Source organism: Candidatus Dactylopiibacterium carminicum (assembly GCF_014736495.1).
Classification (GTDB): Bacteria; Pseudomonadota; Gammaproteobacteria; order Burkholderiales; family Rhodocyclaceae; genus Uliginosibacterium; species Uliginosibacterium carminicum.
This window is the reverse complement of sequence record NZ_MDUX01000015.1, coordinates 41,482-61,169: the sequence shown is the minus strand read 5'-3', so window position 1 is coordinate 61,169 and position 19,688 is coordinate 41,482. Positions and strand designations below refer to the sequence as shown.

Below are 19,688 nucleotides of genomic sequence, written 5' to 3'. Positions count from 1 at the left end.
CCACTTGGTTGCCAGCTTAAGGCTTCGAAGTGTCTAGTGAACCGGGGGCGATTCAGGAGCCGGAATGGATGAGGAAGCGCTTCCTGCTCCACCGCCAGCGCGTGGACCGCACCATCCAGCCCAACCTTGTTGGCACAGCACAGTGACCAATCCGCCAGCCCTCGCATTGCCGCACCGGATGACAGATTGACCAGTGTCTTGCTGCAAGGCATATCGGTGAAAGTGCTGAGTATCGTCTGCATGAACAGCAGACCGCTGCCCAGGTTGAGATTCAGGCGTTCCAGTACTGCTTCCGCATTGACACGCGTGAGTGGTCCTACGGGAGTCAGCACAGCTGCCTTGTTGAAGGCCAGGATTTCAGTCCAGGAGTGATTGCTCAAGGGAGCCAACGTCGCGTGGATGCAGGCCTGTGCAGCCAGCGGCTTGCTCAGGCCACATCGTACTGACCATGGGTGCGGCGCGCTGCGCGAGAATTCAACGAGCGTGGTTCCGAGCTGCAGGCAGTGGTTAAGCCAAGGCTGAGCACAGCCCCCGTGACGCACCGGCGATAACGGCCAGGCACATGCTCAGTTTGTTCTCATCAGGGATTGCAATTTCTGGATACGGAGTTCAGGCAGGTGCAGCAGTACATGGCTGCTGTGGCAACTTGCATCACGGACGCGCCGGAAACCGAATTGCGTGCAATAGAAGGAAGCATGCTGCCGCGGGCATTCTGTAACGATGTCTGTGATACCCCAGGTACTGACCGATTCGGCCAGCACCTGAATCATGGGCGGCAGTAAAGGCGTGAGATGTGCGCTGCGATCAAAGACTAATTGTTCGACTTCGGCCAGCCGGGCACCGCACGCGCGTAAACGATCGAGACTGGCACGATGGCGACGGTCGAGATGCAATCCGTGTGTGCTGTCGCGGTGCAGCGCAATGACGCCGCGGGCTCGGGGCTGACTCGATCTTACGGGGCCGACTGATAGTGCGAGTGCTACCGCGTGATCTTCTGGATGGGCTGCGTGGTTTGGGTCGAAGACCCTGGCCGGCGCCAGCTGGAAATGCTCCAGCAGGGCACGCGCCTGTTGCAGTTGCCATGTGGATGCTGCCAGCCCGATGCGTAGCGTGCAGCCAGCGACTTCTAGGCAGCTTTCCAACGCCAGTTCACGGAGACTTTCAAACAGCAAAGGATGTTGGTCCACGCACAGATCCGCACGCTGGATGCGCGTGCACTGATAAGCGCTGCCGGCAGGCGGTGGGAAGACTTTGTCCCTGGCCACGGTGGACTCCGATGTAATGCCTCTAAGGGCTAATTCATTCGTGCTACACCAAAACGCCTACTCATTATAGGGACATCGGATTACGCGGCCATGATTTTTCTGAGTTTTTTCCTCTTGCGGCGGTTTTTACGCGATATTCGTCAGTAGGCTTTACTGTCCTTCAGCATGAGGCCGACAGTCTTGGCGATGATCCAGAGATCCAGCGACAGGCTCCAGTTGCGCAGGTATTCCAGATCGTATTCGATGCGCTTTTCCATCTTGTCCACCGTTTCGGTCTCTCCACGGCAGCCATTCACCTGGGCCCAGCCAGTGATGCCGGGCCTGACCTTGTGGCGGATCATGTAGCCTTTGACCTGCCGGCGGTATAGCTCGTTGTGCGCGACGGCATGCGGACGAGGGCCGACGATGCTCATGCGTCCTTGCAGCACGTTGATGAACTGGGGCAGTTCATCCAGCGAAGTCTTGCGTGCCAAGGCACCGAAGCGCGTGATGCGCTGATCATTGCGTGTAGCTTGGGTGACTACGCTGCCATCTTCGCAGACGGTCATGGAGCGGAATTTGTAGACCAGGATTTCCCGTCCATCGAGGCCGTAACGGCGTTGCCGGAAGATAATCGGTCCAGGGGAGGAGAGTTTTACGCACAGCGCGCAGATCAGCAGGATTGGCCAGATCAGCGCGAGGATGAGGAGAGCCAGGACGATATCCGATGCGCGCTTGAGCCCGCCGTTGAGACCGGTGAACGGTGTTTCGCAGACAGCAACCACCGGGATGCCATTGACGGTCTCCATGCGCCCCTGGATAAGGTCGGTCACGAAGATATCCGGCACGAAGTAGATGGAGGCCGTGGTGTCCTTCATGTCGTCCAGCAGCTTGAGAATGCGTGGCTGGCTGGCCATGGGCAACGCGATGTAGACCTGCTCAATGTGATTGTGCTTGACGTAATCGGCCAGGGAGTCAAGCCGCCCAAGCAATTCGGGGCTGTGTTCGTTTTCCGCGGCCAGGCGTTCGGCACTGCGATCATCGAAGAAGCCAAGTACCTCCACACCCAGATGTGGGCTGTTGGCAAATTGCCGGGCCAGGGTCTGCCCCAGCGCGTTGCCGCCAACCACCACTGCGGGGTTGCGTCGGCGATCCGCCAGCAGGCGGGGCAGCCAGCTGCGTATCCCCAGGCGCGCGCCCAGCACGCAGACTAGACTCAGCGCCGCCCAGCTCCAGAGCACATTGTTGGGATAGAAGCGGTCCAGCCCGCTCCCATAGCCGAACAGGAACAGCAGACCGATCACCAGCCCCCAGCTCATGATGCCCTTGCGCACGATGCGGCGCTGCGAATCCATGAGGCTCAGGTTGCCGGGGAAACTGAGCGAAAAAGCCAGCAGGGCAAGAATCATGTACTGCGCGCCCAGCGGTTCGTCGAACCACAGGGCCGTGGCAAGCAGGCAGCTCATGATCACGCAGGGATCGAGAAACATCTCGATCGCACTGATCAAGGTGACGCGCGAGCGCAGAAGACCACCGAATTTTTGGCGTTCGAGAATGCCCAACATCTTGCAGGGTCAGCAGTGAGTCAGGGGTGTGAGAATACCCCAGCCTCATACCTTTTCAGCGCGGATTCGTGAGGTATTTCTTGCTCTTCGTGAGATATTGCTTGCTGCCCCCTGAGCGGGATGCTGCAATTCTTCAGGCTCCCTTGCTGGTCGGCGTCGCCCGTGCGGCCTTTCCTGCCACTCCGCTACGAAGAAGATCCCACACTATGAACCCCTCAGCCTCCCCCGCGCCGCAAGCCATCCGCCCGGCCTTGTTCCTGGCCCTCATGCTTGCCATTCATGCCCCTTCGACGCTGGCTGCCTCGGAGGGTGACGTGTTCGGCTTGAATATCGGGCAGAGTTTTTCCTATGACGACAACGTCTTCCGGATCCCGGATGAGAGCCTGCCCCAGGGATATTCCCAGCAGGATGACCTGATCTCGTACACCACGGTACGTGGCGAGATGAACAAGAGTTTCGGCCGTCAGCGCGTCTATGGTGATCTGGGGGCCACCCAGGCCAAATACCAGGAATTCACGAGACTCGATCACCAGTCCTATCAGGGTTTCCTGGCTTGGCGGATGGGTTTCGGCACAGCCAGCGAGGCCGGGGCTTTCTACCGACGCTCCCGCGCCATGAGCAATTTCGACGAAAGCATCACCTGGTCCGGGCGGAACATGCTCACTACAGAAACCTATGGTGGCGACGTACTGTTGCGTATAGCTGGTGACTGGTTGGGAGTGGCCAGTGTGACTCAGGCGGAGAACCGTAATAGCCTTGAGGAGTTCCGCTCCGGCGAATCGAGAGTTGATGCTTATGACGCTGGCGTCCGGTATGCGCCGCGTACCGGCAACTATGTCGAGCTGCGTTACCGGCGCAGTGTCTACGACTACTTCAACCGTAGTGGCAGCAACGACTACAGCTACAACCAGGACGAGCTGCGCCTGAACAGCCGTTGGGTCGCATCAGGCCGCTCAACGCTGGATTCAGGCATTTCCCTGGTCCGCAGTCGCCATGAGAATCTGGACTACCTGGATTTCACAGGTCTTGCCGGCTATGTGGCCTATCGGTTCAAGCCAACCGGGGCAACCACCATCGAGACGCGTCTGGCGCGCGATGTCGGTTCCGTCGGAGACGGCTGGGGCTCGTACGCAAAAACGACCGGCCTGTCCGTCAGCCCGAGCTGGCAGGCCACGGCGAAACTTGAGCTATCTGGCGAGGTCGCTTATCGCCATCGCAAATTCGATGGTTATCAGGCGCTTTCGTCAGGCAACGTGGTCAATGACAACTCCGACCGTACGGATCGCATCCAGGTGCTGCGTATGGCGGCCAAACATGCCGTGACGCCGGACCTCTCCTTGAATCTCGGCTTGCGTTACGAAAAACGCGACTCCAATCAGAACACCTATGATTTCATTGACCGCCAAGTGACACTGAGTGCGTTCTACCGTTTCTGAGCACGGAATGCTGGATGAAAAACGGGCCTCGGAAGAGGCCCGTTTTCTTTATTTGCCCCAGCTATCCTTGAGCGTGGTGGTCCGATTGAACACCGGCTTGCCAGGCGTGTGATCGATGCGATCCGCGACGAAATAGCCGTGGCGTTCGAACTGGAAGCTGGCTCCTGCCATGGCTTGTGCCAGTGAAGGCTCGATCCAGCCCTGGACAATCCGCTTGGCCTCCGGGTTGAGCGCGTCGAGGAAGTTCTTGCCGCCCGCATCGGGTTGCGGATCTGTGAACAGGCGGTCATAGAGGCGGATTTCCGCCGGCAACCCCAGGAAAGCGGAAACCCAGGTGATCACCCCCTTGACCTTGACGCTGTCGGCGCCGGGTGTGCCACTCTTGGTGTCCGGCACGATCTCGGCCAGTACCGTGACTATCTTGCCGTCCGCATCTTTCTCGCAGCCGGTACACCTGATCACGTATCCGTATTTCAGGCGTGCCATGTTGCCCGCGATCTCCGCGCCGTTTGCATCGGTGCGGGGCGGATAGAGCCGCCGGAAGCCCTTTTCTGGGATCTCCTGGAAATCCTCGCGCTCGATCCAGATTTCCGGTGTCAGATTGAACTTGCGCACCCCCATCTCTTCATGATGCGGGTGGACCGGTGCCGTGCAGGGCTCGACATGATCGGCACCGAAGAGGGCGTCCCAGTTGGTGAGGCGCAGACGCAGCGGGTCCAGTACGACCATTCCGCGTGCGGCCTTTTCTTCGAGATCCTCGCGCAGACAGCCTTCGAGCACCGAAAAATCGATCCAGGAATTGGATTTCGAGGCGCCTGTGCGCTCGGCCAGCATCTGCAGACTCGCAGGGGTGTAACCACGGCGGCGCAAACCGACGATGGTGGGCATGCGCGGATCGTCCCAGCCATCCACGTGTTTTTCGTTGACCAGCTGCATCAGCTTGCGCTTGCTGGTGATCACGTAGGTCAGGTTCATTCGCGCAAATTCGATCTGGCGCGGCAACGGATCGGCGAACATGCCGGCGTCACGCAACTGCGCCAGCAGCCAGTCGTAGAACGGCCGTTGATCCTCGAACTCCAGCGTGCAGATCGAATGCGTGATGCGTTCGAGCGCATCCTCGATCGGGTGCGCGAAGGTGTACATCGGGTAGATGCACCACTTGTTGCCGGTGTTGTGGTGTTCGGCGAAGCGGATACGGTAGATGGCGGGATCGCGCAGGTTGATGTTGGGCGAAGCCATGTCGACCTTCGCTCTCAGCACCAGGCTGCCTTCGGTGTGCTTGCCTTCGCGCATCTCCCGGAACAGTCGCAGGTTTTCCTCTACCGGGCGATCGCGCCAGGGGGAATTCTGCCCCGGCTCGGTCAGCGTGCCGCGGGTGGCACGCATCTCATCCGCGCTCTGCTGGTCGACGTAGGCATGGCCACGTTCGATGAGCAGTTCGGCCGCGTGGTACATGAAGTCGAAATAGTTGCTCGCATAGAAGAGATGCGAGGTGTCGTTCGAGTCCCACGAGAAGCCCAGCCACCGTACTGCATCAAGGATGGAGTCGACGTATTCCTGTTCTTCCTTTTCGGGATTGGTGTCGTCGAAGCGCATGTGACAGACACCACCGAAATCGCGAGCGAGCCCGAAATTCAGGCAGATCGACTTGGCGTGCCCCACGTGGAGATAGCCGTTTGGCTCGGGCGGGAAGCGCGTGCGGATCTTTGCCGGGTCGAGAGGGGCTGCTGCATGCAGGCTGCCCTCACCTGGCTGGCCGGCCCAGCCACGGCCGACGAACTTGCCCTCGGCAAGCTCGGCCTCGATGATGTTGCGAAGAAAATTGGTAGTCGGTGTGGCCGCACTGGCGGCGGGCTTTTCGGTGGTACTCACGATTCGGTTTCCGCGTATAGGGTGTCGGTCGGGGGCTATCAATGCAGATGGCGAGGCACTTGCTCTGCCTGCGCTTCGGGCAGCTCGGCATGCACCGCCTCGCCTTCGGGAGACGGATAGAGCGGTACGCTGCAATCATCGCAGTACTCGAGAGGGAAGCGCTGATCCAGTTGCTGTATGCGCGTCATGCCGCATTCCTTGAGCATGCTTCCGATCTGGGCCAGCACTTCGGCCGGGTCATCTTCCTGCCCCAGCAGTGGCCAGACCACGCCATGTACCACCTGGCCGCCATCGCCGTGTGTGAAGCCGATGCGGAATTCTTCGAGCTGCTGCTCGTGGAACGGAGCGATTACTGCGCGTAGTTCCGCTGGAGAGACATCCAGCGTAGTGGATAGGAAGGCCACCGACGCCTGGATGGAGTAAGGGCGCGAGGCGCGGTCTGCCTCGCGGCAGGCCGCAAAATAGGCATCCGGTAGCACGAGTTCGGTGGCACAGCCGGGCAGCAATGGCTGCAGGCAGGCGCCCCCTTGGGAACGCCATTGTGAGAGTGCCTGTTCGCGTGAGCCATCGGCCTCCTGCCAGCGGAACACAGGTTCGCCGGGGAGCACGATGACGGCACCCAGCAAATAGCGTACGTCGGAGAGAAAACGGTTCGTCTCCGGCAGTGCCGAGGGATCGATGGCTGCCGTGGCACCGTTGCGGGCGGCGTCCGCAAGGCTGGCGGTGAAGGATGCCGTATCGCAGTAACCCTGCGGCAGCTGGTCTGGGCTGAACAGCACGTCGGCCAGAGCGAGTTTGACGTTACGCGCCAGTACATGGGCCTGCAGATGCACACGCAGGTTCTGCAGTACCTTGGTTGGGATTGGTGTGGCGGGAATGGAAAAACGCGACCAGGCCAGCAGGGGGGCCGCGATCAGCAGCAGTTGCCCTTCGGCGACGTCATTTTGTTCCGCGCAGGTTTCGATGCAGTCGGCCAGCACATCGTAAGCACGCGGATTGGCGATGTAGGCCTGATCCAGCGTGGCGTTGAGCACTTCTTCGCCGGCGCCCTGGAGCTGATCGATGATGGCGCCAAACAGGCTCGCCTCCCAGTAACTGTCTTCGGCGCGGCTGCCTGAGTCCGCCAGGCCACTGGCCAGGCGCAGCAGCTCTTCGGCTTCGCGCGGCAGGCTGCTGCGGCGCCCGAAACGGTTGCGTTTCATGTTGATGGCTTGTTCAATGGCAAGGGCGGGAGTCTATTACAAATCGCCTTGCAGGAACGGCGCAACGCCGTTGCCGGGAGCCTTTGCGCGCGATCAGAACAGGCTGTGTGCGGCGGTGAAGCGCTGCGTCCAGTAGGCCTTGTCAATGCTTTCGACGCGAACCTTGCCGCGTGAGGAGGGCGCGTGGATGAAGCGTCCGTCACCCAGGTAGATGCCCATGTGCGAATAGGGCTTGCCATTGGTGTTGAAGAACACCAGATCCGCTGCGCGCAATTCACTGCGTGCGATCTTGCGCGTGCGCGAGGCGATCTGCGCGGCGTTGTGCGGCAAGAGCAGGCCGGTGGCCTGTTCCACTACCAGACTGACCATGCCGCTGCAGTCCAGCCCGGCTTCCGGGTTGCGGCCGCCGAAGAGGTAGCCGGTATCGAGCAGCCCCATGGCGCGCAGGACGATTTCGTTGGCGGCGTATTGATCCTCAAGGCGCAGATGGGGAGCCGGACGCTCGGCAGGCGTTGGCGTTGGAGTGGGGCGCTTGGCGGGCTGGCCACCGCAGGCCGCGAGCAGGGCAAGTGAGCAAGCGGCGAAAAGGCGTCTCATGTTTCCAGCCAGAAAGTGACGGGGCCATCGTTGAGCAGACTGACCTGCATGTCGGCTCCGAATTCGCCGCAGGCGACCTTGCCGTGCCGGCTGCGGGCGCTCTCGACGAAGGAATCGAACAGCGTGCGCGCCAGATCGGGCGGGGCTGCCGGCGTGAAGCTGGGGCGTGTGCCGCTGCGGGTGTCGGCCGCAAGCGTGAACTGCGAGACCAGCAACAGGCCACCGCCGGTATCCGCGAGCGAGCGGTTCATACGCCCACGCTCATCGGAGAAGACACGGAAGGCCAGCAGTTTGTCGAGCAGACGCTGACCAGCCTGTTGATCATCCTCACGCTGGATGCCGACCAGGGCCAGCAGCCCTGCGTCGATAGCACCAACCTCGCGGCCTTCTACACTGACCGAGGCATGACGTACGCGCTGGATCAGCGCGATCATGCAAGCTTGCGCAAGCCGGCGCGAAAACGCCGTGCCTGGCGGATATAGGCGTCGGTGCTGGCCGCCAGGCGGGCGACTTCCTCGTCGGTCAGTTCGCGGATGATGCGCCCGGGCGTGCCCACCACCAGCGAACGGTCCGGAATCACCTTGCCTTCCGGGATCAGTGTCTTGGCGCCGATCAGGCAATGCTTGCCAATCACGGAGCGGTTGAGCAAGGTGGCGTTCATGCCGATCAGGCTGCCTTCGCCCACGGTGCAACCATGCAGCATGGCCATGTGGCCTACCGAGACATCCGCGCCGATGGTCAGTGGGACACCGGGGTCAGTATGTAGCACGCAGCCATCCTGGATGTTGGTGCGCGCGCCGATGGTGATCGGCTCGTTGTCGCCGCGCAATACGGCGTTGAACCACACGCTGGCGTCGGCGCCGAGGATCACCCGGCCGATCACGTGTGCGCTGTCCGCAACCCAGACGTTTTCGTCCAGGATCGGGGAAATCTCGTCAAGGGCGAAGACCGCCATGCGCTATACCTTTGATTCAAAAGAAATGCTGCTACGCACAGTAGCGCCAAGAATGATAACAGCCCGTGCGGACGGGGCATAGCCGCCAGCGGCGGGATCATTTGCGCAGCAGGGGCTGCAGTTTCGGCCACAGGTTTGCAAGGATCAGCGGCTGCGCCTTGGCTGTCGGGTGGATGCCGTCATCGATGAAAAGATCGCGTTGCCCGGCAAATCCTTCCATGAGGAAGGGCAGCAGCGCAGTACGGCGTTCGGCTGCCAGCCCGGTGAAGGTCGCGTGGAACTTGTCGGTATATCGCGGGCCCAAGTTCGGCGGCATGCGCATGCCGACCAGCAACACTTTGGCGCCGGCCTTCTGAGAGGCATGGATCATCGTGTCGAGGTTGCTGCGCATGGCATCCAGCGACAGGCCACGCAGGCCGTCATTGGCACCCAGCTCGAGAATCACGACATCCGGTTTGTGCTGCACCAGCGCGGCGGGCAGGCGGGCCAGGCCACCGGCCGTGGTTTCGCCGCTGATGCTGGCATTGGCTACTGCGTACCGGTAGCCTTCGGCTTTCAGCTTGGCTTCGAGCAGCTTCGGCCAGCCCGTTTCCTGCGGGATGCCGTAAGCGGCCGAGAGGCTGTCGCCCCAGACCAGGATCGTGGCTGCCTGTGCGGCAGGCAACATCAAACAAGCAAACAGGAACACCATGAAACGAGACATGCAACAAGCCTCCGGAACGGTTCTACGGGTCAGCGGACTGGGCAAGCGCGTGGCGCTGGCCGATGGCGGCGCGCTCGATATTCTGCAGGAGATCAGTTTCGAGGTGGCCGGCGGCGAGACCGTGGCCATCGTCGGTGCGTCAGGCTCCGGCAAATCCACCCTGCTGGGATTGCTCGCCGGGCTGGATGTTCCCACCGCTGGCAGTGTCGAACTGGCTGGCCACGATCTTTCCGTGCTGGATGAGGATGCGCGGGCGCGCGTGCGTGGCGAGCGGATCGGCTTCGTGTTTCAGTCTTTCCAGTTGCTGCCGGCCCTGACCGCGCTGGAGAACGTGATGATGCCGCTGGAGCTGGTCGGGCGGCGCGATGCCGCGCAGCTGGCCCGCCACTGGCTGGAGCGCGTGGGGCTGGACGCGCGCGGGCGCCACTATCCGCGCCAGCTTTCCGGGGGCGAACAGCAGCGCGTGGCCTTGGCCAGGGCTTTTGCGGTGCAGCCCGCGATTCTGTTCGCGGACGAGCCGACCGGCAATCTGGATGTGCAGACCGGCCGCCAGATCATCGAACTGATCTTTGCGTTGAACCGAGAGTCCGGTACGACCTTGTTGCTCGTGACTCACGATGAGGCGCTGGCGAATGCCTGCCATCGCAGCATCCGCCTGCGTGGTGGGCGCATGCTGGAGGCTGCGGCGCTACAGGATTGATGGCGCTACAACTGCCCGAGTGGCATTAGTTGCGATAGCGCATATGCCAGCGCAGGCGCCAGGGGCCTGCGGCGGGCAGCTCGCCGGTTTCGGCGCGTACGCGGGTGAGCAAGGGGCCGGTGGGCGTGTGATAGTCCGGATCGGTCGATATGTCGGCAACCTGTAATTGTTCCGCGCCTTCGAATGCGATCTCATTCACCAGCCCCTCCGCGAAGCGTACCTCGCATCCTTCACATTGCGGCAGGCGACTGAAGCTGCCGAACTCGATGCTGAGGCGTGCACCCTGCAAGGGCTCCTGTGGAGTGAAGCAATCCTCGCGCGTGATCTCACCCGGTGCGAAGCGGTAGGTGGTGCTGACCCGTACGCGAGTGTCCGCCTGGGGTTCCGTTCCGCCCAGGCGATCCAGTGCGGCCTGGTGGAAGCGGACCAGCAGTTGTTCGCCCTGTTGCTCGATCTGCAGATCTTGCTGGAACGCCGCCGGAATCAGTTCGCTGCCATCCGCGAGCAGCAGGCGGGGTAACAGCTGCGGCCACCCGGTATCCGGTGCGGCCTGGATCAGGCCGTCGGCAAAGGGGATGCTGAAGTAGGGATTCTGGCTGTGGTAACCGCTGCCACCGCTGATGAGGGGGAGACTGATCACATGCGTGCCATCACGACAGGTGATCAAGGTTCGGTCATGCTCGCCGCGGGCGAACCAGGTCAGCGCATGGCGTGGCAGCTCAGCGAGCGCCGCCGAGAAGTCTGCCATCGGTGGCTTGCCATGGAAGCCGAGCGCTTCCCATTGGCGCGCGGTGTAGAACAGCTGGTGCAGCAGGCTGAGATTTTCGCCAAGGATGCGATGCTTGCCGCGATAGGTGTCGGTGCGACGGCCACGATCCCAGAGATTGACGGAATGGGTTTCGGCATCAAACCAGAATTCCGCGTAACGGGCCGCGCTGGTCGTGCAGGCGGCGTAGGCCAGATCGAGTTGTGCGGGTGTCAGCAGATCCAGGTGGGCGGCCGTGGTCAGGATCTCGACGAAGGCTGTATCGCCGTAGGCGCCGATGGAGCGGCCGAAACTGAAGCCGGCGCCATTCACTGAGAGCTGGCCCAGTACTACGTCGCTGGCGCGCTTGAGCCAGATGCGGAGCTGTTCCGTGACCTCGAGCCCGGTTTCGATGAAGCGCTGGCAGATTTCGGCGACCAGCAGCACGCTGTAGCGGTCGAAGCGTCCTTGGCCCTCGGTTTCATCGGAAAAGCCGTACTCACCCGAGTAAGTGCGGTAGTGCTCCAGCGTTTTGTCGAGCAGGATCTCGCTGGCGCGTGAGTCTTCCCAGCCGAGCAGGAAGCGCAGGCGGGCGATGGAGAAGGCTACGCCGTAGTAATTGGTCGGCAGTTCCTTGAGGCGGAAGCTTTCCGCATCGACGAAATGGCGCCAATCCAGCTTGTCGGCCAGTGCGGCGAGTTGGCCAGCGCTGAGGGCGCGTGTCAGCAGGCCGGCTTCACGCAAGCCGTTGAGGGCAGACAGGTAGTAATAGATGCCCCAGCTGTCGTTGGCATCCTCCAGGGTCAGCTGAGCTATTTCTCCGAATGCGGCAAGGTGCCTGGCCTGCGCCGATGAGCCCACTGGTTGTGCCAGCAGCAGATAACTCATGCCTTTGGCGATCTTGCCCGGCAGGAATTTGTCTTTGCCGCTGAATACCAGTTCGCCGTCGAGCTGGAGATCCCTGCGTTCCGCCAGAAGCCGGGCACAGAAATGATCGAGCTGTGGCAGCAAATGCTGGGTCACGATCTCGTCGAAAGGGCTTCTGGCGAGGGGGGACGGTGGGGCATCCATGAACGGGGAGGGGTAAGGAAGACTCATGGGAAAATTGCAGTTAAACGATTAACTTATAGATTAGGCTTGTCCTGCCAGGGAGTCAACATTGATTAGGGTAATTGACTATGGGGCGTTGTCGGCAATAAGGTAACGCCGTTACCTTCCGCGAGTCTGAATGCCATGCCTGCCAAACGCCCGCCCACGATTCGCGATGTTGCTGCTGCTGCCGGGGTATCCACGGCCACGGTGTCGAAATATCTCAACGGTCTGCAACGCTTTACGCCCGAAGTGGAAAAGCGCCTGGCCGAGGCGATCGCCAGTCTGGGCTACCGGCTGAATCCCCAGGCACGCAGCATGGTCACCGGCCAGACCCGCGCCGTGGGATTGGCGGTGCAGGACGTGCGCAACCCCCACTTCGCCAATATCATCAAGGGGGCGAACCGGGTGGCGCTGGCGCAGGATTACAACCTGCTGGTGGTCGACGTGCAGGAACGTGCCGCCAGCGAACGGCAACTGCTGGAGGCTCTTTCTGGGCGGGTCGATGGTTTGGTCGTGAGTTCGCGCCTGCCGGATGAGTCGCTTGCCTGGCTGGGAGAGCTCGGCAAGCCCGTGGTTTTCTTCGGACGCCGCGATGCCGCAGGCATCCGTTGCGTGCGTACCGATGGTCATCGTGCGGCTTATATGCTGGGTCGCCATCTGTTGGAGACGGGTCGTCGCCGTATCGCCTACCTGGGCTTTCCACAGGCACGTTGGGATGGTGAGCGCCTGGCGGGCTTGGCCGAAGCCTTGCAGGAGGCCGGGCTCTCTCCGATCACACATGCCGTGGAGTGGCCCACCATGGAAGGCGGGCAGCGTGAGGCTTCCGCCCTGCTGCTACGCAATGAGCGCCCGGATGCCGTGGTTGCCTACAACGATCTGGTTGCGATCGGCCTGATGCATGAGGCACAGACGCTGGGCATCCGCGTGCCGGAGGATGTCGCCATTGCCGGCTTCGATGACATCCCCGTGGCGGCTTTCATGCACCCGCCACTGAGCTCGGTGAACATGCGCAGTGAAGAGCAGGGCGAGGCCGCGATGAATCTGTTGCTGGAGGCCGTGCGCGACAAGTCCGGCATCGAGCGCGACGTTCTGCTGGAGCCACGGCTGGTGCCACGTGCCTCGACAGCCCGGGTCGGCTGATTCAGTCTGCCTCCGCCTGACGGAGGCCTGATACCAGTTCGCGGGCCTGAAGGAGCAGCGCGCTGAGTTCCTGTACCCGGGGAAACGCGTCGCCATGGGTTTCATAGCTCAGGCGACGGCACATCTCCTGTACGACATGCAGCAGGTCCTCTAGCTCGGAGAGCGTTTCGCGGCGTTCGCCTGCCGGGGATTGGTCTTCGACTTGCATGATGGGCTTTCTGACGGATCCGGTGTTTTCCGATATAGCCCACAGGCCTGCGCTGGAATCGGAAGGTGCCCATCTGCCCCGGCGGCGGGGTGTCTGATTTCTCTTTCGTCACCCCACAGGCAACCGTTTGCCATGCGTCAGGCATGACAAGCGGCACGCATTCAGAGCAGGCGGAAGGCGCAGATCGCTACCAGCGTCGGCAACGCTGCTGCGGCGAGCAAGCCAAGCGGGTTCACTGCGTTGTCCTCGAACGCTGTACGCAGGATCGAATAGCCCGCCGGGTTGGGCGCGTTGGCAATCACCGTGAGGCCACCACCAGTGACGGCACCGGAGACCAGCGCATATTTGAAGGCGTCATCCACGCCTTCCACTAGCGAGCCCAGATAGGTCAGCGCTGCGTTATCGGTGATCGCGGTCAGTGCCGTGGCGCCAAAATACAAGGTGGTATCCGAAAGCCCGGCCAGCAGATCCTGCAGCCACCATTTCTGCAGGCCTCCCAGCACCACCAGCCCAGCCAGGAAGAAAGCCACCATCAGGCCCTCACGCAGGATCAGGCAATCCTGATGGCGTTCATAGGCATGGGCGAAGCCGATGAAGAACAGCAGCAAGGCCATGAATACCGCAGGATGGTGGGCAAACACGACCACGCCGACAAGGAACAGGAGGTGGGCGATGATGACCGGCAATGGTACAGGCGCCCTTTCACTTTGGGTTTCATGCTGAAGCCCCGCCAGCTCTTTGCGGAAAAGCAAGGTCGCCCCCAGCGCGTTTACGCAGACCGCGATGGCGGATTTCCAGCCGAAGGTGGTCAACATGAAAGCCAGATCCCAGTTCCATTTGCCGGCCACCATCAGGATCGGGGGGGCTGCGTAAGGCGTCAGGGTGCCGCCGATGGAAACATTGACGAAAAGTACGCCGATGGTGGCGTACTTCAGGCGCGTGGAGATGTTTTTTGTGTAGTAGCGGTCATAGAGGATGAACGCACCCAGGGTCATCGCAGCGGGTTCCGTGATGAACGAACCGAGCAGTGGCACCAGTGAAAGTGTGACGAGATAGAAGCTCGCGCCTCTTGGCAGCGGTACCAGCGCCGCCATGATGCGCATGCATCGCAGCGCCACCTGGAGGATGGGGCGGGAGCCGGCGACCACCATGATGGCGAATACGAACATGGGCTCGGTGAAGTTCTGTGAATCCAGGAAATGCGCCATCGCATCCTTGCCCTGGGTCAGCAGAACGTACAGCACGAGGATCATGGCCCAAAAACCGAAGACGACTTCCACCTCTGCCAGCAGATGCCAGACGCCGGCGTGGCCGGGCTGACGATGGGCCAGTTTTTCGAAGAATTTTGCCGAGAAGGTGTGAATCAGCGCGATGGCGAAGAGGACGCTGCCGATGATTTCGAGGGTGCTTGGATTCATATTGTGAGCTTCTGGGTTTCAGGGAGGAAACGCGTGCCGCAGTGGCTCGGGCGCGATGGAGTGCTGACGCAAGAACCGCGCCGGAGTGCCCCTCCGTGTCGCATGGCGCGTTATGGTGCATCAATGTCCAAAGCAAAGGGACTGTTTTGTCGGGTTTACGACCGTGCTGCCTATTTCTAGGCCCTGGCGGCAAAGCGCAGATTTTGGCCGGAGTGATGGCGGGAGTCCGAAGGCAAGAAAAAGGCCCCGGTGGAAGCCGGGGCCTAAATGGAGGAGGACGAACAGGTTATTTGATGCCCGCCTGTTCTGCGGGTTCCGGGGTCACTTGCTGAAGAACCACTGCTGCGGCAGCGCCGGGGCGGGGTTGGGATAGACCCAGCTCACCAGCATCTGTTCATACACGTTCTGCAGCTTGAGGTTGCGGATTGCGGTATCGCTGGGAGAGCGGACCACGCCAATCATCTCGAACTCATCAGCGGCAGACGCCAGGATTTCACGCAGCAGGCGCTCTGCTTCGGCAGGTGTGGGCGCGACACGCCATTGATCGAAGAGTTGCAGGCGTTTTTTCATGGCGGGCGAGGGCTCTTCACCTTGCTTGCCGCCGGACAGGTACCAGCGTGCCCAGGGCAGGCTCACGCGGGATTCCATCGGGTTGATGGCGACGATGGCGCGTGGGTTCAGCGTGACGTCCATGCCACCAGGCACGGTGTCGACGCTGATGTCGTAGTCATTATTGTTGGCGCGGTCGTAGAAGAGCGAGCGTTCCGAACTGCGGATCACCAATTCGATGCCCGCCTGGGCTAGATGGCGGCGGACCAGCTCCAGTGTCTCCACCTGGTTGCTCCAGGCAATGGAGACGATGGCATTCAGCGAAACGCGTCCGCCGTCCGCGTATAGCCGATAGCCGTCGCTATCCCGCTTGGTCAGGCCGAGGCCATCAAGCAGAGCATTGGCGCGCTTGAGATCATGTTCTAGATACTGGGTGCCTAGCTTCTCATTGTACCACTTCGACTGTTTCAACGGCCCGATCTGCCAAGGCAAGCCTTGGCCGAGATAGACGATGTCGTTCACTTCCTTGCGATCCAGCGCCAGGGATAGCGCCACGCGGAAATCCTTGTTGCGCATCAGCGGACGCAGCTTGGCATTCTGCGTCGAGTGGTTCAGGTACAGGCCCACCGAATTGGCCCCCGTGCCGGGCAGGGCCATGACCTTGTAGCCGCTGCGGGCTGCGTTCTCGGCCAGGACGGGCCGGTTCTGGATGCTGGTGATGTGACGATGCTGGTAGTCAAGCTGGCCATTGAGGGCGGCCAGCACGATGGTTTCCACCTCGGAGATTACTTGGAATTGTACGCGGTCAAGATAAGGCAACTGCTGGCCTGCTGTGTCCACCTGCCAGAAATAAGGGTTGCGCTCCAGCAGTACGCGGGTGGCATTGCCTGTGTAAGGCTCCTTGATTACCCAGGGATCCATCGTCGGGCGCTCCGGATTGCTCCAGCGCGACGGGGTTTCGATGTCACCGCACTTCTGGCGTAGCAACGCGGCCCAGTCCTTCTGCTTTTCCTTGGCGACGAGTTCGTCCACTTTCGGGTTGTATTTCGGATGGAACTGGCTGCAATAGGCCTTTTGATACATCGTGGGATGCTGGCCGATCGGTGTGGCGAGCTGCTCCAGGAAGAGTAGGTTGGGGCCTGCGAATTTGATGCGCACGGTGTATTCATCCACCTTGCTGATCACCGCTGGTTTGTCCTTGGCAACGTATTGCTCGGGCGGGCTGACGAAGAACTGACGGTTGTAGACCAGATCGTTCATCGAGAACAGCACATCCTCCGCAGTGAAGGGCTTCCCGTCGGACCAGCGTGCGCCCCGGCGCAATACGAAGGTGTACTCGCTGCCGTCCGGGCTCAGGGTCCAGGACTCGGCCAGATTGGGCAGCACGTTGTTGAAGTCCATGCTCCAGCGCACCAGCCCTTGATTGCCGACCACGCGCAGGATGCTGTTGTGGTCTGCGCTGGCGCGCATTGCTGTGCGCAAGGTGCCGCCGTAGGTGCCGGTCTGCTTGAGCGGCGTCACGACCTCAGGCTTCTCGGGCAGGCGCTGGGCCATGGGTGGTAGTTGTTTGGCAGCTACGGTCTGAGCGAGCGATGGCGCTTCACGCAGGGCGTGCGCAGGGAGCGAAAGCCCCAGCGCAGCACAGGCGAGTGCTGCCGACAACGCTGGGGTGATGCGATGGTTCGACATGAATGTCTCCTCGGGAAAATGCTGGGCTAGCGTTTGTGATGATTTAAGGTAAAACGTTTAACTTGCCGGGTCAAGTTTGGGTTTCCCCTGATGAAAAGCACTTCGATTAGGAAGCAGGTGTCCCGATGGAAATCGTTTACTGTTCTACCCCGCGCGTGGCTGGGCATCCAGGGGTGAGAGAAGCAATCGCAGCGCCAGTGCGAGAAACAGGAGGCCACTGCCATAGTGCAGTGTCGCAGCGCTTCGCGGATGCCGTCTGAGCCAGCCCCCAAGGCGCGCTGCCGTCAGGGCGATGCCGCTGAAGATCAGCGTCGCGCAGATCGCAAAGAGCAGGCCCAGCACTGCGATCTGCCAGCCGGTAGCCCAGCCTTGCGGAGAGACGAATTGAGGCAGGAACGCCAGGAAAAAAAGCGCCACCTTTGGATTGATGGCATTGGCGATGAGCCCGCGGCGGAATTGCTGCGTGAAGCCTTCTACATCCGGCGCTGCCTCCTGGGGGCTGATTCCTGGGCGACTGCGCAGTGTCTGCCAACCGATCCAGGCGAGCCATGCTGCACCAGCCCATTGCAAAGCACCTAGAGCCAGCGGAGATCCTCGCAACAGGGCGGTGACGCCGAGTGCGGCCAGTAGGGTGTGATTCAGACAGCCGGCCGAACATCCCAGCGCGAATCCCAGTGCTTCGCGGCGTCCTTGCGCCAGACCGAGCGCCAGCACGCCGAGATTGTCCGGCCCGGGGACGAGGGACAGAAGGAACGCTGCGGGTAAAAACAGCAGCAGCGTTTCCAGTGCCATGAAGATTACCCGCCGGTGACCAAGCGATTATTGGGATAGTTCTGACGTAGCACGCGCTCGGCGTCACTGGCCAGATCGGTCAGTTGCAGATCGCGATAGGCACGCACCATGACGACCAATGCATCCTCGACCTGTTTCGACTGCGGGAAGCGGGTGATGATTTCCTGGGCACGGTTGGCTGCGGCTAGTGGCGCGCGTCGCGCAAGGTAGTAGTTAGCGGTGTTCAGATTGTGCGTCGCCAGGGCTTCGACCAGATTGCGCATGCGTTCCTGGACATCGACTGCGTAACGGCTATTCGGAAAGCGTGTACTCAGCAGACGGTAGGTTTCGAACGCATTGTTGATCGCAGTGGAGTCACGTTCGGAAAGTGGCTGCTGCGGCAAGAAGGAGAACCAGCTGTCGATACGGTCATTCTCATACACGCGCCCCTTGAGATAGTAGGCGTAGTCGGCATTCGGATGGTTGGGGTAAAGGCGAATGAAACGATCACAGGCAGCCAGGGCAGATTCCGCCTCACCTTGACGGAAATAGGCGTAGGCGATATCGAGCTGGGCCTGCTGCGCGTAGCGGCCATAAGGGAAGCGGGCTTCAAGCTGCTCGTAGGATTTGATCGCATCTTCGAAGAGGCCCCCATCCAGCTGCTCTTTGGCCTGTCGGTAGGCGACTTGAGGATCCGTTGCAGCAGGGGCTGGAGGTGTGCTGCTGCAGGCAGTCAGCAGGCACAGGGCGAGGACAAACGGTACCCTGCGCAGGGTGAGCTTAGACATTCCGATACCTACCGAGAGTAATGACGACGATTATAGCGGAAGCCCAGAAGGCGACCTGCGTGAGTTCGTTGTTCCTTTGACCCTGGCCGGGCTGCGTCTGGATGCGGCGTTGGCAGGGCTGCTGCCTGAGTTCTCGCGCAGCCGCCTGCAGACCTGGATCCGTGACGGGCGTGTCTGTAGCGACGGGCAGACTTTGCACGATGTCCGCGCACGGATGCGCGGCGGTGAGCGCCTTCAACTTTGGATCCAGGCCGATCCTGCTCTGCAAACCGCCGAGCCGGAACCGATCCCGCTGCAGATCGAATTTGAGGACGAGCACATCATCGTCATCAACAAGCCTGCCGGGCTGGTGGTGCATCCAGGGAGCGGCAACTGGACTGGGACTCTGCTCAATGGTTTGCTGGCCCACGATCCTGCGCTGGCAACCGTGCCACGTGCGGGGATCGTGCATCGCCTGGATAAGGATACTTCCGGTCTGATGGTCGTTGCGCGCACGTTGGCGGCACAGACTGACCTCGTGCGTCAACTGCAGGCACGCACCGTGAAGCGCCACTATCTGGCCGTAGTGACCGGTGATACGCCAGCCAGTGGCGTGGTGGACGCACCGATTGATCGCCATCCTACCCAGCGTACGCGGATGGCAGTGGTACAGGGTGGGCGCGAGGCACGTACGCATTTTCGGGTGATCGAGCGTTTTGCGGGTGCGTGTGCAGTGGAGTGCGTGCTGGAAACCGGGCGCACCCATCAGATCCGCGTGCATATGGCACATCTGGGGCATCCCCTGATCGGTGATCCTGTCTATGCTGGTCGCCGTACACCACCAGCGGTCACCCGTGGGTTTTCACGACAGGCACTGCATGCCTTCCAGCTCGGGCTGGTACATCCCGCCAGCGGTGAAACGATGAACTGGCGGATTTCTCTGGCTGAGGACATAGAGGCCTTGCTTGCAGCCCTGCGTGGCATGTGATGCACGGTGTCAGTCTTTATTGCGAGACTCTCTGGCCTGCCTAGCGC

Annotated in this window: 19 protein-coding genes; 4 read left to right on the top strand and 15 right to left on the bottom strand. The window is 61.3% G+C overall.

Going from position 1 to position 19,688, the window contains the following annotated elements:
• The 3 genes from BGI27_RS06630 to BGI27_RS06620 form a co-directional block, all read right to left on the bottom strand.
• Window positions 1-380 (bottom strand): Rossmann-fold NAD(P)-binding domain-containing protein (locus BGI27_RS06630; protein WP_172425480.1); only part of this gene is annotated, 380 nt, incomplete at its 3' end.
• A gap of 186 nt (window positions 381-566) precedes the next feature.
• Window positions 567-1,265: an N-acyl amino acid synthase FeeM domain-containing protein gene (locus tag BGI27_RS06625; protein ID WP_095524106.1), complete on the bottom strand. Its 699-nt coding sequence runs from the start codon at window positions 1,263-1,265 to the stop codon at window positions 567-569.
• Between the two features lie 140 nt (window positions 1,266-1,405).
• On the bottom strand, window positions 1,406-2,809 hold the full coding sequence (locus BGI27_RS06620; protein ID WP_095524105.1) for an undecaprenyl-phosphate glucose phosphotransferase: 1,404 nt from the start codon (window positions 2,807-2,809) through the stop codon (window positions 1,406-1,408).
• Between the two features lie 206 nt (window positions 2,810-3,015).
• Between BGI27_RS06620 and epsL the strand changes: the two genes are divergently transcribed.
• Window positions 3,016-4,245 carry an XrtB/PEP-CTERM-associated polysaccharide biosynthesis outer membrane protein EpsL gene (gene epsL / locus BGI27_RS06615; RefSeq protein ID WP_095524104.1) on the top strand — a complete coding sequence of 410 codons (1,230 nt, stop codon included), beginning with the start codon at window positions 3,016-3,018 and terminating at the stop codon, window positions 4,243-4,245.
• A gap of 48 nt (window positions 4,246-4,293) precedes the next feature.
• On the opposite strand, the gene BGI27_RS06610 is transcribed toward epsL, so the two are convergent.
• From BGI27_RS06610 to BGI27_RS06585, 6 genes are all read right to left on the bottom strand, one after another.
• Complete coding sequence (locus BGI27_RS06610; protein ID WP_095524103.1) at window positions 4,294-6,117, bottom strand: glutamine--tRNA ligase/YqeY domain fusion protein; 1,824 nt, start codon at window positions 6,115-6,117, stop codon at window positions 4,294-4,296.
• 38 nt (window positions 6,118-6,155) lie between these two features.
• The gene (locus BGI27_RS06605) at window positions 6,156-7,319 is read right to left on the bottom strand and encodes a DUF2863 family protein (RefSeq protein ID WP_095524102.1); all 1,164 of its coding nucleotides are present in this window, start codon (window positions 7,317-7,319) and stop codon (window positions 6,156-6,158) included.
• 93 nt (window positions 7,320-7,412) lie between these two features.
• Window positions 7,413-7,916 (bottom strand): C40 family peptidase, encoded by a 504-nt coding sequence (locus tag BGI27_RS06600; RefSeq protein WP_095524101.1) that lies wholly within the window; start codon window positions 7,914-7,916, stop codon window positions 7,413-7,415.
• Window positions 7,913-8,350 (bottom strand): D-aminoacyl-tRNA deacylase, encoded by a 438-nt coding sequence (gene dtd / locus BGI27_RS06595; RefSeq protein WP_095524100.1) that lies wholly within the window; start codon window positions 8,348-8,350, stop codon window positions 7,913-7,915. Before dtd ends, BGI27_RS06600 begins: the two co-directional genes overlap by 4 nt.
• Entirely contained in the window at window positions 8,347-8,871 is a 525-nt protein-coding gene (locus BGI27_RS06590) for a gamma carbonic anhydrase family protein (protein ID WP_095524099.1), read from the bottom strand. The genes dtd and BGI27_RS06590 overlap by 4 nt, the downstream gene beginning before the upstream one ends.
• 97 nt (window positions 8,872-8,968) lie before the next feature.
• On the bottom strand, window positions 8,969-9,574 hold the full coding sequence (locus tag BGI27_RS06585) for an arylesterase (RefSeq protein ID WP_095524110.1): 606 nt from the start codon (window positions 9,572-9,574) through the stop codon (window positions 8,969-8,971).
• Here BGI27_RS06585 and BGI27_RS06580 point away from each other — a divergent pair.
• Window positions 9,561-10,274 carry an ABC transporter ATP-binding protein gene (locus BGI27_RS06580; RefSeq protein ID WP_095524098.1) on the top strand — a complete coding sequence of 238 codons (714 nt, stop codon included), beginning with the start codon at window positions 9,561-9,563 and terminating at the stop codon, window positions 10,272-10,274. The two genes, BGI27_RS06585 and BGI27_RS06580, sit on opposite strands and share 14 nt — an antisense overlap.
• A gap of 25 nt (window positions 10,275-10,299) precedes the next feature.
• Here BGI27_RS06580 and BGI27_RS06575 read toward each other — a convergent pair whose 3' ends face one another.
• Complete coding sequence (locus BGI27_RS06575) at window positions 10,300-12,117, bottom strand: hypothetical protein (RefSeq protein ID WP_141239731.1); 1,818 nt, start codon at window positions 12,115-12,117, stop codon at window positions 10,300-10,302.
• Window positions 12,118-12,252: 135 nt separating this feature from the next.
• On the opposite strand from BGI27_RS06575, the gene BGI27_RS06570 reads away from it, so the two are divergent.
• Window positions 12,253-13,251 carry a LacI family DNA-binding transcriptional regulator gene (locus BGI27_RS06570; RefSeq protein WP_095524096.1) on the top strand — a complete coding sequence of 333 codons (999 nt, stop codon included), beginning with the start codon at window positions 12,253-12,255 and terminating at the stop codon, window positions 13,249-13,251.
• Between the two features lies 1 nt (window position 13,252).
• Here BGI27_RS06570 and BGI27_RS06565 read toward each other — a convergent pair whose 3' ends face one another.
• The 5 genes from BGI27_RS06565 to BGI27_RS06545 all read right to left on the bottom strand — a co-directional run bounded on the left by BGI27_RS06565 (window position 13,253) and on the right by BGI27_RS06545 (window position 18,674).
• Window positions 13,253-13,459: a hypothetical protein gene (locus BGI27_RS06565; RefSeq protein WP_095524095.1), complete on the bottom strand. Its 207-nt coding sequence runs from the start codon at window positions 13,457-13,459 to the stop codon at window positions 13,253-13,255.
• A gap of 161 nt (window positions 13,460-13,620) precedes the next feature.
• Window positions 13,621-14,877, bottom strand: a complete 1,257-nt coding sequence (locus BGI27_RS06560) for a putative Na+/H+ antiporter (RefSeq protein ID WP_095524094.1) — start codon at window positions 14,875-14,877, stop codon at window positions 13,621-13,623.
• Between the two features lie 321 nt (window positions 14,878-15,198).
• The gene (locus BGI27_RS06555; protein ID WP_095524093.1) at window positions 15,199-17,115 is read right to left on the bottom strand and encodes an ABC transporter substrate-binding protein; all 1,917 of its coding nucleotides are present in this window, start codon (window positions 17,113-17,115) and stop codon (window positions 15,199-15,201) included.
• 144 nt (window positions 17,116-17,259) lie between these two features.
• Complete coding sequence (locus BGI27_RS06550) at window positions 17,260-17,907, bottom strand: LysE family translocator (protein WP_095524092.1); 648 nt, start codon at window positions 17,905-17,907, stop codon at window positions 17,260-17,262.
• A 5-nt stretch (window positions 17,908-17,912) separates the two neighbouring features.
• A complete protein-coding gene (locus BGI27_RS06545) occupies window positions 17,913-18,674 on the bottom strand; it encodes an outer membrane protein assembly factor BamD (protein ID WP_095524091.1) in 762 nt (253 codons plus the stop codon).
• Here BGI27_RS06545 and rluD point away from each other — a divergent pair.
• Window positions 18,661-19,641, top strand: a complete 981-nt coding sequence (gene rluD, locus BGI27_RS06540) for a 23S rRNA pseudouridine(1911/1915/1917) synthase RluD (protein ID WP_420886920.1) — start codon at window positions 18,661-18,663, stop codon at window positions 19,639-19,641. The genes BGI27_RS06545 and rluD overlap by 14 nt on opposite strands.
• The last annotated feature ends 47 nt before the right edge of the window (window positions 19,642-19,688 follow it).

Coding starts and splice junctions, on each gene's coding strand:
- BGI27_RS06605 (WP_095524102.1), bottom strand. CDS start 7,319: ATGAAACGCAACCGTTTCGGGCGCCGCAGCAGCCTGCCGCGCGAAGCC.
- BGI27_RS06570 (WP_095524096.1), top strand. CDS start 12,253: ATGCCTGCCAAACGCCCGCCCACGATTCGCGATGTTGCTGCTGCTGCC.
- BGI27_RS06545 (WP_095524091.1), bottom strand. CDS start 18,674: ATGTCTAAGCTCACCCTGCGCAGGGTACCGTTTGTCCTCGCCCTGTGC.
- BGI27_RS06590 (WP_095524099.1), bottom strand. CDS start 8,871: ATGGCGGTCTTCGCCCTTGACGAGATTTCCCCGATCCTGGACGAAAAC.
- BGI27_RS06565 (WP_095524095.1), bottom strand. CDS start 13,459: ATGCAAGTCGAAGACCAATCCCCGGCAGGCGAACGCCGCGAAACGCTC.
- epsL (WP_095524104.1), top strand. CDS start 3,016: ATGAACCCCTCAGCCTCCCCCGCGCCGCAAGCCATCCGCCCGGCCTTG.
- BGI27_RS06560 (WP_095524094.1), bottom strand. CDS start 14,877: ATGAATCCAAGCACCCTCGAAATCATCGGCAGCGTCCTCTTCGCCATC.
- BGI27_RS06575 (WP_141239731.1), bottom strand. CDS start 12,117: ATGAGTCTTCCTTACCCCTCCCCGTTCATGGATGCCCCACCGTCCCCC.
- dtd (WP_095524100.1), bottom strand. CDS start 8,350: ATGATCGCGCTGATCCAGCGCGTACGTCATGCCTCGGTCAGTGTAGAA.
- BGI27_RS06600 (WP_095524101.1), bottom strand. CDS start 7,916: ATGAGACGCCTTTTCGCCGCTTGCTCACTTGCCCTGCTCGCGGCCTGC.
- BGI27_RS06620 (WP_095524105.1), bottom strand. CDS start 2,809: ATGTTGGGCATTCTCGAACGCCAAAAATTCGGTGGTCTTCTGCGCTCG.
- BGI27_RS06580 (WP_095524098.1), top strand. CDS start 9,561: ATGAAACGAGACATGCAACAAGCCTCCGGAACGGTTCTACGGGTCAGC.
- BGI27_RS06585 (WP_095524110.1), bottom strand. CDS start 9,574: ATGTCTCGTTTCATGGTGTTCCTGTTTGCTTGTTTGATGTTGCCTGCC.
- BGI27_RS06555 (WP_095524093.1), bottom strand. CDS start 17,115: ATGTCGAACCATCGCATCACCCCAGCGTTGTCGGCAGCACTCGCCTGT.
- BGI27_RS06550 (WP_095524092.1), bottom strand. CDS start 17,907: ATGGCACTGGAAACGCTGCTGCTGTTTTTACCCGCAGCGTTCCTTCTG.